Source organism: Bacillus sp. ATD (assembly GCF_050585765.1).
GTDB classification, from domain to species: domain Bacteria; phylum Bacillota; class Bacilli; order Bacillales; family Bacillaceae; genus Bacillus; species Bacillus stercoris.
Map to the genome: position 1 here is coordinate 63,568 of NZ_JBOBQH010000003.1, position 12,953 is coordinate 76,520.

General features: G+C 39.3%; 9 protein-coding genes. 3 read left to right on the forward strand and 6 right to left on the reverse strand.

Annotation, left to right across the window (positions count from 1 at the left end; all coding sequences use genetic code 11):
• The first annotated feature begins 535 nt into the window (after positions 1-535).
• A complete protein-coding gene (gene alr / locus ACQXR1_RS08600; RefSeq protein WP_430771997.1) occupies positions 536-1,720 on the forward strand; it encodes an alanine racemase in 1,185 nt (394 codons plus the stop codon).
• A 103-nt stretch (positions 1,721-1,823) separates the two neighbouring features.
• On the opposite strand, the gene ACQXR1_RS08605 is transcribed toward alr, so the two are convergent.
• On the reverse strand, positions 1,824-3,239 hold the full coding sequence (locus tag ACQXR1_RS08605) for a sugar porter family MFS transporter (RefSeq protein WP_430771998.1): 1,416 nt from the start codon (positions 3,237-3,239) through the stop codon (positions 1,824-1,826).
• Between the two features lie 409 nt (positions 3,240-3,648).
• Between ACQXR1_RS08605 and ACQXR1_RS08610 the strand changes: the two genes are divergently transcribed.
• Positions 3,649-4,272 carry a thermonuclease family protein gene (locus ACQXR1_RS08610; RefSeq protein ID WP_168780950.1) on the forward strand — a complete coding sequence of 208 codons (624 nt, stop codon included), beginning with the start codon at positions 3,649-3,651 and terminating at the stop codon, positions 4,270-4,272.
• Positions 4,273-4,483: 211 nt separating this feature from the next.
• On the opposite strand, the gene ACQXR1_RS08615 is transcribed toward ACQXR1_RS08610, so the two are convergent.
• The 3 genes from ACQXR1_RS08615 to xylA all read right to left on the reverse strand — a co-directional run bounded on the left by ACQXR1_RS08615 (position 4,484) and on the right by xylA (position 8,411).
• Entirely contained in the window at positions 4,484-5,182 is a 699-nt protein-coding gene (locus ACQXR1_RS08615) for a glycoside hydrolase family 11 protein (protein ID WP_040083068.1), read from the reverse strand.
• Between the two features lie 242 nt (positions 5,183-5,424).
• On the reverse strand, positions 5,425-6,927 hold the full coding sequence (xylB, locus tag ACQXR1_RS08620; protein ID WP_430771999.1) for a xylulokinase: 1,503 nt from the start codon (positions 6,925-6,927) through the stop codon (positions 5,425-5,427).
• A gap of 146 nt (positions 6,928-7,073) precedes the next feature.
• On the reverse strand, positions 7,074-8,411 hold the full coding sequence (gene xylA / locus ACQXR1_RS08625) for a xylose isomerase (RefSeq protein WP_071581672.1): 1,338 nt from the start codon (positions 8,409-8,411) through the stop codon (positions 7,074-7,076).
• Between the two features lie 240 nt (positions 8,412-8,651).
• Here xylA and xylR point away from each other — a divergent pair, with 240 nt between their 5' ends.
• Positions 8,652-9,806 (forward strand): transcriptional repressor XylR, encoded by a 1,155-nt coding sequence (gene xylR / locus ACQXR1_RS08630; protein ID WP_430772000.1) that lies wholly within the window; start codon positions 8,652-8,654, stop codon positions 9,804-9,806.
• 108 nt (positions 9,807-9,914) lie between these two features.
• On the opposite strand, the gene xynB is transcribed toward xylR, so the two are convergent.
• Both xynB and ACQXR1_RS08640 read right to left on the reverse strand, forming a co-directional pair.
• The gene (gene xynB / locus ACQXR1_RS08635) at positions 9,915-11,516 is read right to left on the reverse strand and encodes a xylan 1,4-beta-xylosidase (protein ID WP_430772001.1); all 1,602 of its coding nucleotides are present in this window, start codon (positions 11,514-11,516) and stop codon (positions 9,915-9,917) included.
• A gap of 30 nt (positions 11,517-11,546) precedes the next feature.
• Positions 11,547-12,938: an MFS transporter gene (locus ACQXR1_RS08640; protein WP_430772002.1), complete on the reverse strand. Its 1,392-nt coding sequence runs from the start codon at positions 12,936-12,938 to the stop codon at positions 11,547-11,549.
• Between the last annotated feature and the right edge of the window lie 15 nt (positions 12,939-12,953).

The following is a 12,953-nucleotide window of genomic DNA, read 5'->3' on the forward strand; positions in this document are numbered from 1 at the left end:
AATTTTCTCAGTCCTTCTCATTTAAAAGGTTCTTCTAATGTTCATACCTTAGGCGCTCCCCTTCCTCTAGGCTCAGTCAGTATCTTTATATAAAGTGTCTTTCTTGTTCTATTCTCTGCAGACCGTGCTTTTTCGCTTGAATCATCTTCATGTTCTGGCCAGTTTGCTCCGTCATAGTGTTCAACACTCTAATCGGTATCCCTTGTTATTGAGAACGGTGAAACCTCCCTGTTTGATTTCTGGTTATCATTCCTCCTATGAGAGTGTACCAAAACAAATAATCACTGCAGATTATTTTTGATTAGTTGTACTTCTCATATCCTCAGCCTCCATATCCATTCTCATCCCCTTACAAGCCTCGTTTATCCGTATTTGCTATTCGAACATTGATTAGCACCTTTTCGTATCACATGGATCTGCTGTTGAATGATTTCAAATGAAGCTGAATAAAATAAGATCGAATCATCCAACAATTAACATTTATTCTTGCGGCAATAGGTGGTAGTTACAATCCATAAGAAGGAAGGAAGCGTTGATGATTAAGCTTTGCCGAGAAGTTTGGATCGAAGTCAATCTTGATGCCGTTAAAAAGAATTTGCGAGCGATCCGCCGTCATATTCCACATAAGAGCAAAATTATGGCTGTCGTAAAAGCGAACGGTTATGGTCACGGGTCTATAGAAGTGGCGCGTCATGCACTTGAACACGGGGCGAGTGAGCTCGCTGTTGCCAGCGTGGAGGAAGGAATCGTTTTACGAAAAGCGGGGATTACAGCACCTATCCTTGTGCTTGGTTTTACGTCCCTTAGTTGTGTGAAGAAGTCAGCGGCTTGGAATATAACATTATCAGCATTTCAGGTTGATTGGATAAAAGAAGCAAACGAGATATTGGAGAAAGAAGCAAGTACTGATCGGCTGGCTATTCATATTAACATGGATACCGGCATGGGACGATTAGGTGTACGCACAAAGGAAGAGCTTTTAGCAGTAGTGAAAACCCTAAAGGCAAGCGAATTTCTCAGGTGGACAGGGATTTTTACACATTTTTCAACAGCTGATGAACCAGACACAACACTCACAAAGCTGCAGCACGAAAAATTCATCAATTTTCTCAGCTTTTTAAAAGAACAAGGGATTGAGCTGCCCACCGTGCATATGTGCAACACAGCTGCAGCTATCGCATTTCCGGAATTTAGCGCTGATATGATCCGTTTAGGTATCGGCTTATATGGTTTATATCCTTCTTCCTATATTAAACAACTACATCTCGTTAAGCTTGAACCTGCGCTAAGTTTAAAAGCGCGCATCGCTTATGTCAAAACCATGCGGACAGAGCCCCGAACCGTTAGCTATGGTGCTACATACGTTGCAGAACCTAATGAAGTAATTGCTACAATCCCGATCGGCTATGCTGACGGCTATTCTCGTGCCCTTTCCAATCGCGGGTTTGTTCTTCACCGCGGAAAACGAGTGCCTGTAGCGGGAAGAGTAACAATGGATATGATCATGGTCAGTTTAGGAGAAAACGGTGAAGGTGAACAAGGAGTAGAAGTCGTAATTTACGGTAAGCAAAAAGGAGCTGAGATTTCCGTTGATGAAGTGGCTGAAATGCTCAATACGATTAACTATGAAGTGGTGTCTACATTAAGCCGCCGCATCCCTCGTTTTTATATAAGAGATGGCGAGATTTTCAAAGTATCAACTCCTGTATTATACGTGTAGAACATCTTAACATGCTGAATCAAAATCCCTCTGGCAGAGGGATTTTGTTTTTTCTGAAGCTAAACAAAAATCCCTCCTCTAAGAAGAGAGATGTTCAACATATTTATACCTTAATAACTGATTGTTCGTGAGTATTATGATCATGTCGAAAACGGAAATGCTCTTCTAGTTCTTCAAGTGTACGCCCCTTTGTTTCCGGCATGAATTTGTACACAAAACCAATTGCCAATACACCTAAAGCCACGAATATAAAGAATGTAAAAGACAACCCTACAGAACTAAGCAAGATCGGGAAAGCAAAACCAATCACAAAGTTTAATAACCAGAGAAAAAAAACACTTATCCCAGAACCAAGTCCTCTCAATCTTTGAGGAAATATTTCCGCTATGACCAGCCAAGTCACAGGTCCTACACACCCTTGCATAAAGGCAAGAAATAAAACGGTCAAAGAAAGCACTACATAAGGAAGTGCCATAGATCCATCAAGCACAATTGAGAAAATCGCAATCAATAGGAGCGCTGTAGTCGTCCCCGCCAAACCAATCAACAATATTGGACGCCGCCTTACTTTTCCGACCAGCCAAATCCCAAATATAACTGCAATAACGGATATCAGCCCATTCCCAATATTAGCGATTAAAGCCGCTTTTGTGCCAAAACCGGATTCTTTAAGGATTTGTGTGCCATAATACATAATCGAGTTCACACCTGTAATTTGATTCACGATGGCTACACCGATTCCAATCAGCAAAAGACGGCGCAGCCATGGGGTAGAAAAGTCCTTGAGCGATTCCTTCTCAAGCTGTGTATCTTTTTCTACCGCTTTTTGAATTTCTCGATATTCAGCTTCTGCACGTTTATCTTCACGAATTTGTTTAAGAACACGCAGTGCTTCATTTTTTTTACCTTTGGAGATTAGCCATCTCGGGCTTTCTGGTACCTTAAGCATACTGGCAAATAACATGATAGCCGGAACGGCACAAATGACTAGCATGTATCTCCAAACATGTCCCGTATTTGCCATTGTTACACCAAGGATGGCATTAAAAACATATGCTAAAAATTGCCCGCCAACAATCATTAGTTCATTTTGGGTTACCATACGTCCTCTCTTCTCATGCGGTGCCATTTCTGCTAAAAAGGCCGGTACCATCGCTGAAGCTCCCCCAACAGCCAGTCCCAATAAAAAACGAAAGACCGCCATGATGAAAACACTAGGTGCAAACGCTGTCCCAAGTGATGCCAAGAAAAATAAAAAAGAGAGATTAAGGATCATTTTACGGCGGCCATATCGATCAGCTAATCTTCCGCATAACAACGCTCCAAACGCCGCACCTAATAAAAGAATACTCGTAACAAGCCCTTCTGTAACCGCTGTTAAATGAAGCTGATCTGGTCTTGCCATAAAAGGCAAAGCTCCATTTATAACTCCGGTGTCATACCCAAAGAGAAGTCCTCCAAAAGTTGCTGAGATCATTATTAATTTCAACCTTCGATTTCGATGTTCATTCATATCCATCTCCCCTGCCTTTATTAAGAATACTTAATAAGCTCTTTCAGTGTGGATATTGATACAAAACTAATGTCATCTCGATCTTAGATTTCTGCGTTTGTAATCGTTTGCATTTTTAATCAATAACATAAGCCATTAATTGTTATGTTGTAGTGATGTTTTTGTCATATTATTGTCACTTCTGATATTATCATAATTCTAAAAGCATTTTCAGTCAATATCATTTTCAGAATTGTTTATCTTCCTTCTATGATGGTAATATTTTGGTCACCTTATTACAAAGTTAACCATTGGCAATTTCAGTGTAAGAAGTTCCCCTGAAGTTATAGGCATTTTCCATTCACAAAAAATGTCCATATCGTTATAATGTTGATGTTTAAACGTGAAAAGAGAAAATGATAAAGAGGGAATGAATATGAAGAAGATTTTGGTCAGTATGATCGCCATCGTTTTAAGTATGACTTTGGGAGCTTGCGGATCAAATCGCACAGCAACAAACCAGTCAGGTTCTAGTGAGACTGAGCATACTCACTCTAATGAATATAAACAGCCAGAACAAGGGGCTGGAACGCCTCATTCAAAAAATCAGAAAAAATTGGTGGATGTTACATTAGATAGAACAGTTGATGGAGATACGATTAAGGTTATTTACAACGGAAAAAAAGACACAGTCCGCTACTTGCTCGTTGATACACCTGAGACGAAGAAACCGCATTCTTGTGTTCAGCCATACGGTGAGGATGCGTCAAAACGAAATAAAGAATTGGTCAACAGCGGTAAGCTGCAGCTGGAATTTGATAAAGGCGATCGCAGAGATAAGTATGGAAGACTGTTAGCTTACGTTTATGCTGACGGCAAATCTGTTCAGGAAACATTGTTGAAAGAAGGATTGGCCAGAGTAGCATATGTATATGAGCCAAACACCAAATACATAGACCAATTCAGACTAGATGAGCAAGAAGCAAAATCAGAAAAACTTTCCATCTGGAGCAAGAATGGATACGTGACCAATAGAGGTTTTCATGGCTGTGTGAAATAGAAAAACACTGCCTGTGAAATTTTCTGTGTATAGCACACGAGATAGCTGATTTCGCAACTCCTAATAGTTAGAGTTGATCTAGCTTTTGTAACATGAATCTTTTTGAATAATATAAAAAGTGTAGATAATAAAAAACCCCTTTCACGTTAATGTGAGGGGTTATTTGTGCATGAACATACTGCCCATATTCATCGTAAACCAAGAGGAAGGATTATTGACTTTTCCCCCCAACAGTCAATACATTGGTAGTTACATTAGCACTGCCATTACTTTGATATCCCTCTACAGTAAGTGCGGTTTCATACATCTTACCCATTGGCATTCCTAAGCTTTCCCACTTTTTGAAGTGTTCGCTGACAGATACGGTTCCGCTTGTTCGTTTTGTCTGCCGGACACTCCAATACTGTTTAAAGGTTGCGATACCTATAATGGAAGGTTGGTTGATTCTAGTGGTCTCATAAATGTCATATGTCCCTCCATCAACAGTAAATGTACCTTTAGGCGTTCCAGTCGGTCTATAGGTGCCCCAATTATCGACGATGTAATATTCTACGAGCGGATCTTTTGTCCATCCATAAACACACAGATATGAATTTCCTCCCGGATTGAAGGTTGCGTTGTAACGAATTGATATATTTCCAAGTTGTGAGTGAGTCTTGGTTGTATCGAATTTCTTGCCTTTTCGGAATAAAGCATTCCCAATGTTACTCCACTGGGCGCTAAACGCGCCACCGCTATTTAGCGTCATACTAGTGTTCCCATAATCCTTCCACAATTCATAATCATAGCCATCTTGGGAGCCAGTTTGATTTGAGGTGATTGTAGTTGCCGCCTGTGCGGACCATGCAGGTAATGTCAGTGCTAGACTAAATAAAACTACTAACAAAAACTTCATTCTTTTTTGCTTCATTTGGTATTCCTCCTGTTTGATGAGGGTGTATTTGGTCTTACCGTTGTGCTCACCACCTTTCAAAAGAGGCTGCCATGGTAGTTAGAATTATTCTCTCAATCCCCCTAAAAAGCTTAGTTTATAATGTAATAGCCTATTGTTTTTTTGAAAATAGAATTGCATGAAATGATTTTTTGATAACGTTTTCAATTTTGTTAACAGATAATGCCTTTGATGGTGATTCGTCGCTAATTGTTCCATTGTCATTCGTTTTTTCGAAAGCTCTGCAAAGCTGTATTGAGATCCTTTGTGTGAGTGTAAATGTTCTTATACAAATCAAATAGTGTTTTATATTTTTGGACATTTTGTTCCATTGGATAAAATGTAGCAGCCTTACGAATGAACTGCTTTGCACAATCTTCAAGGGATTCAAACCACCCACTTCCAAAAGCAGCCAGCATAGCCGCTCCCATGGCTGGGCCTTGTTCATTTTCTAACTTAATCACCCTCGCATTGAAAATATCAGCTTGCATTTGCAGCCACGTTTCATTTTTAGCACCCCCACCAATAGAAACGACAGTATTAGCTGATTTTCCCGCTTCGCGGAATAGCTCAATTGATTCATGCAAAGAGAATGTGATACCTTCCATTATCGCCCTCAAAAAGTGCTCTCTTTTGTGGGCTCCATCCATTCCGATCAAGCTTCCCCGAATAGAAGAATCAGCATGCGGCGTTCTTTCACCCACCAAATAAGGAGTGTATAGCAGTCCATTGGCTCCTATCGGAATAGATTCCACCCCCTGCAATAATTGCTCAAACGATTCGTTTGGCGCAAACGTATTTTTAAACCAATCCAAGCTGTATCCTGCAGCGAGCGTGACTCCCATCGTATAAAAAGAATCCTTTTTTCCATGATTAAAAAAGTGCACTTTCCCTTTAAAGTCTCTTTCATTGTCTTCTTCATAGGAAAGTATGACCCCTGAGGTCCCAATACTGCATAATGTTTTGCCGGAAGAAAGAATATCCGCTCCAATAGCACCGCAAGCATTATCCGCTCCCCCAGCGTACACTTTTGTTTTTTCCAATAGTCCTGTCTCCGCGGCGACGTTCGGAAGCAGCGATCCTACACAATCATGAGATTCAACAAGCGGAGGACAAATATCTACAGGTATACCAAATTGTTTGCAAATATCATCACTCCACTTCTTGCGGGCAATATGTAAAAGTAAAGTCCCTGCTGCATCGGAGTATTCAGTGTGAATGGCACCAGTCATACGAAATCTCACATAGTCTTTTGGAAGCAAAAAAACAGCCGTTTTTTTGAAAAGTTCGGGTTCATTTTCCTTCACCCATAACATTTTAGGTAATGTAAATCCTTCTAGTACACGGTTTTTTGTGATGTCAAGCAGATGATCGCCAAATGTCTCGGTAATCCTGATACATTGAGGCGTCGTTCTGGTATCATTCCAAAGAATTGCATGACGCAACACCTGACGATTTTGGTCAAGCAGCACCAACCCATGCATTTGTCCCGAATAGCTTATCCCGTCAATATCCTTGGCTTGAACATCGGATATAGAAACCAATTCAGCCAATGCTTCAATTGTTTGCTGCACCCAGTCTTCAGGATTTTGCTCACTATATCCCGCCTTCTCTTGGATGAGCGGATAACGTTTGGACGTTTCTGCACAAACCTTGCCGTTTTGATTGACTAAAATGGTTTTAACAGCACTCGTCCCAAGATCTATTCCAATGACATACTTCATTTTTTTCACTCCTTCCCCTTAAAAAAACCATTCACTTTAAATAAATCCTAATTATAGAAAGGACCCGTCATAACAATCAGAAAGAGTAAAGGAATTATGACGGGTAGTTCGGTGACTTTGTATCGCAGGATCTGGAGCTTATCCCATTACACTTCTAAAATGTATTGGTTCAATATCGCTTTTAATCGCTCCTGTCTTCCAGATTCGTTTTTAATTGATTGATTATTTAGCGCATATTGCTCAAGTGTATTGAAATTAGCTCTTCCTTCTATAATGTCTAGACCAATCCCTTCAGTAAAGCTGCGGTAGCGGTGTTGAATCACATCTTCAAACACACGATCTTCGATTAATTTATGGGCGACTTTCAATCCTCTTGCAAATGCATCCATCCCTGCAATATGGGCATATATTAGATCATCAGGCTCAAAAGAAGATCTTCTGACCTTCGCGTCAAAGTTTAATCCGCCGCTTCCAAGGCCGCCATTTTGCAGAATTTCGTACATTGCTAATGTCGCAGAATATAAATCTGTCGGAAATTCATCTGTGTCCCAGCCTAACAGAGGGTGTCCCTGGTTCGCGTCAACAGAGCCAAGCAGACCATGCACTCTTGCCATGCGTAATTCATGTTCGAATGTATGCCCGGCTAATGTGGCATGATTGGCTTCAAGATTTAATTTAAAATGATTGTCTAAGCCATATTGCTTCAAAAAGGCAATGGTTGTTGCTGCATCTGTATCGTATTGATGGGTGGTCGGCTCTTTTGGTTTTGGCTCAATCAAAAACTGCCCTGTGTACCCGATTTCCTTCGCGTAATCCACTGCCATATGCAAAAATCTTGCCAAATTATCAAGCTCAAATTTTAAATCGGTATTTAACAATGTTTCATATCCTTCACGGCCGCCCCAAAATACATAGTTCTCGGCGCCAAGCTCTTTTGCTGTTTCTAACCCTTTTTTCACTTGTGCTGCAGCATACGCAAACACATCTGCATTGCAAGAAGTCGCAGCGCCATGGACGAAACGGGGATTTGTAAACATGTTTGCAGTATTCCATAATAGCTTAACGTTGCTATTTCTCATGTAATCTTTAATCATGCTCACGATCATATCTAAATTTTGGTTAGTCTCTTTTAGCGTACTTCCTTCTGGTGCAATATCCCGGTCATGAAAAGCAAAATATGGTGCATCTAGTTTTTCAAACATCTCAAATGCTGCTTCTACTCTCACCTTCGCTAGATCCATGCCTTTATAGTGATCCCACGGTCTTTGCATCGTAGCCGCTCCAAAAACGTCTGTGCCATCAGCAGTAAATGTATGCCAATAGGCAATAGAAAATCGCAAATGCTCTTTCATCGTTTTTCCGCCGATTACTTCTTGAGGATTATAATATTTAAATGCTAAAGGATTAGTCGAATCTTTCCCTTCGTAAACCACTTTGTTTGCGCTTCCAAAATAGTTGACTGAACTAGAATGAGATTGAGCCATGTGATTTCCCCCTTAAAAATAAATTCAGAACAGATCATGCAAATACAGATGTATTTATTTCATAGCTGCTTGTTAGTTTGTTGCCTGAACAAACTAACTTATTTTCATCTTATATAACCTCATCAGTATTTTCAATATTTTTTTTAGTTTTTTATGAACACATTAGATATAATAAAGGGAAGATTCGCTATGTACTATGTTCATACTTAATTTAAAGGTTATACAAATGGAGTGGATGAAGTGGATATCGCAGATCAAGCCTTTGTTAAAAAAGTAAATCAAAAGTTATTATTAAAAGAAATACTTAAAAATTCACCGATTTCAAGAGCAAAATTATCTGAAATGACTGGATTAAATAAATCAACTGTTTCATCACAGGTAAACACATTAATGAAAGAAAATCTTGTATTTGAAATAGGTCAAGGTCAATCAAGTGGCGGAAGAAGGCCTGTCATGCTTGTTTTTAATAAAAAGGCAGGATACTCCGTAGGAATAGATGTGGGTGTGGATTATATCAATGGTATTTTAACAGACCTTGAAGGGACGATCGTTCTTGATCAACACCACCATTTAGGATCAAATTCTCCAGAAATAACGAAAGACATTTTAATTGATATGATTCATCACTTTATTACGCATATGCCTCAATCTCCTTACGGTCTTATTGGTATAGGCATCTGTGTGCCAGGACTCATTGATAAAAATCAAAAAGTTGTTTTCACTCCGAACTCTAACTGGAAAGATATCGACTTAAAATCTTCTATACATGAGAAGTTCAATGTGCCTGTTTTTGTTGAAAATGAGGCAAATGCTGGCGCATATGGAGAAAAAGTATTTGGTGCTGCAAAAAATCACGATAACATTATTTATGCAAGTATCAGTACAGGGATAGGGATCGGTATTATTATCAACAACCATTTATATAGAGGGGTAAGCGGATTCTCTGGAGAAATGGGACATATGACAATTGACTTTAATGGTCCTAAATGCAGTTGCGGAAACCGAGGTTGCTGGGAATTGTATGCTTCAGAAAAGGCTTTATTAACATCGCTTCAGACGAAAGAGAAAAAAGTGTCCTATCAAGATATCATAGAGCTCGCCCATGCAAATGATATCAGCACCTTACATGCATTACAGAATTTTGGATTCTATTTAGGAATAGGCCTTACCAATATTCTAAATACATTCAATCCACAAGCCATCATTTTAAGAAACAGCATAATTGAATCCCATCCTATGGTTTTAAATTCAATTAGAAGCGAAGTATCGTCCAGGGTTTATTCCCAATTAGGCAATAGCTATGAATTATTACCATCTTCCTTAGGAAAAAATGCACCGGCATTAGGAATGTCCTCCATTGTGATTGATCATTTTCTGGATATGGTTACAATGTAATGTCGCTCTCCGCTCATCTTTAAAGATGAGCTTTTTGTTTGTTATATATAGGCACATTCTAAGATGAAAAAGGAGTCCTAAAATAGAGCCTCCTTTTTCAAATACACTTTATTTTTCTGTATAACGAAAATATCTAAAGTCGGCCGGAATATGATGACCGCTGGTATCTTGACATTGCATCCCTACAAAGGCTCCTGTAAAGAATCCTCCCCCACGGATGTAATCATCTGATAATTTTTTCGATTCCAATGCAATATCAATTTTGTGCCAATCTTCTTTGTTAAAAGAATAGAAATAATAATATTTTTCCTTGTCGATATTTACTTTTAAATATACATACTTTACTTCACGAGGAATAACAATTTTATTGTGTAATGGCTGTGAAAAAGAAAAGTTATCACATATTGTTAATTCAAGAATACGGCCGAGTTCTTCATCATACGTGATTTGAAGAGCCGTCCAGTTCTCTGTATTGTAGTAGTTCACCAATCCAGCAGCTTGTTGAAAATTTTCCGGGAAAAACGCTACAGCTGTTTCCGCTTCAAAATGGAGGCTTTGCCAGCGTCTGGCTACAAATGCCTGAGTAAATGTCGAGGTTAATGATTCATGACCGAATAATCGTAAATGATTTGGCGCTTGAGTCAATGAACCTAATTCATTCGTGAATGGAATCCTTAAAGTTTGAAAATTTATATTTAATGTTGAATCCTCAAATTCATCAACTTCCGGGTACGTTGCTTCAAACATGGTTTCGGGTATAGAAGGCGCTTCTACCTCCAAGCTTCCTTCTTTTCCACCTTCTACATAGGGCCATTCATCTTTCCAGTAAAGTTTTTGAATAGCTGTTTCTCTGCCCAAAGGACAATATCCTCTCTGCTGAAAAATTGACTCATCGTCTGGATGTATGGGACGTCCCGTTAAATGAGCTAAATACCACTCACCTGTATGTGTTTGAACAATGGATGCATGTCCGCATTTTTGCAATGGATTTCCTGGATCATGCCATGACGTTAAGATTGGATTATCGGGATGAACTTCATATGGTCCCTCAATATTTGCAGATCGGGCAATTGTAGCAGCATGTTCGAACCGTGTTCCTCCTTCTGCAGTTAGTAAATAATAATAGTTCCCGATATGATAAAGGTGCGGAGCTTCTGTTAGCTTTCTGTCAGTTCCTTTAAATATCACTTTCGGTTGACCGATTAATTTTTGCTCCTTATCAGAATATTCCTGGATGACAATTCCTCCAAAGGAGTGCCTGTCAATACGGTGATCCCATAGCATATTTAATAAATATTTTTTCCCATCCGTATCATGGAACAAAGAAGCATCAAACCCCGAGCTGTTTAATGATATCGGCTCTCCCCAATCACCATTAATCGTTTCACAAGTCACTAAATAATTGTGACAATCTTTCCAAGCGCCATCTACTACCTTAACGTCCGTATAGATCAGCCAGAACCTTCCATCACTATAGCTTAAACATGGTGCCCAAACCCCACCTGAATTAGGGTTTCCTTTCATGTCTAATTGTGAAACTCTCTGTAATGGGTGTGCAACTAAGCGCCAATTGACTAAATCTTTTGAATGATGTATCTGGACTCCCGGAAACCACTCAAATGTAGATACAGCGATATAATAATCCTCTCCTACCCTGCAAATACTTGGATCGGGATTGAATCCTTTAAGGACTGGATTGGTAATCTTCATTTGGGACTCCTCCTCAGTTTATTTTCTTTTTTAAGCTTTGAAATCATCAATATGATCCAAATAAACTTTGTCTCTATTCTCTAATTCTCGAACCATGTTTTTATATTTTTTCTCATCTAAGTTATAGAAATTAATATCAATTAAAGCCAGAGCCAGCAAGAACACGGGAATAATGGTGGTTGTAATTAAAATCCCCGTTAATGCCGCCGGAGTTTGTGCCTGATTTGCCACATATCCAAACTTATCAAGAACCAGACCCGGAACAACTCCTCCTAAGGCCATGCCGAATTTAAAGAAAAATCCGATAATAGCGTATATGAGACCGCCCATTCTTTTCCCAGTCCTGTACTCTCCATATTCTATTGTTTCAGGAATAAGCGCCCACATATATCCCCCGGCAGTGAGACTTCCAGCAGCAGCGATTAAGCGACAGACAAGTATGAGGTATACATTACTTGGCGGAACAAACAGTAAAGCTAAGAGGCCGATTATATTCAGTAATAATGCATAGTTTAGTAATTTCTTCTTCCCCAATATTTGATGTAGCCTTGGAATAAACGGTAAAATGACCAAAGCGGGCAAACTTCCGATCAAACCGTACCACTTCACCAAATCCTCTCTTTCTAAGTTATACGTTACGTAATAAATGCCCACCGAATTACTGATGGAATTCACTCCAAAAATAATGATAAAGAAAATACTTAATACAACAAGTGGACGATTAACACGAAACTGCTCAAATATATCCGTAAATTTAATTTTTTGTTCGGATTTTTGAAGAGTGACACGCTCTTTTGTGCTTTTAAAACAAAAAATTAAAAGGCACCCGCCTATCATTCCCAAAATTCCCATGGTTAGTTGCCAGCCAAGAGATTCGTTGCCGGAAGTATCGCTTAAATAAGCAGCCAGTAAAGGAACAAAAAATGCAACGACAAGTCCCCCAAGATTCGCAAATAACATACGGACAGACGTTATACTAACCACTTCTTGATTATTTCTGGTCATTGCAGATGTTAACGCGCCATATGGCACGTTTATCATTGTGTATGTAAGCGACAAGCCGACATAGGTGATATAGGCATATATTAATTTCCCTATATCCGAAAAATCCGGAGTTGTAAAACAGAGTATGGCCAGTATGACAAATGGAAAAGCTCCGAATAAAAGATACGGTCTAAAGCGTCCAAATTTGCTATTCGTTCTGTCAACTATTGTTCCAATAAAAGGATCAGCGAGTGCGTCGATTATTCTAACCACTAAGAACATAGTACCGGCGGCGGCTGCCGATAAACCAAATACATCTGTATAGAAAAACAAAAGATAAGTAGACACTGTTGCATAAATTAAATTACACGCAAAATCTCCAGACGCATATCCAACTTTTTCAACCATGCTAATCTTCTTTACATTTTCACTGAGCATGATTTCTCCCCTTTT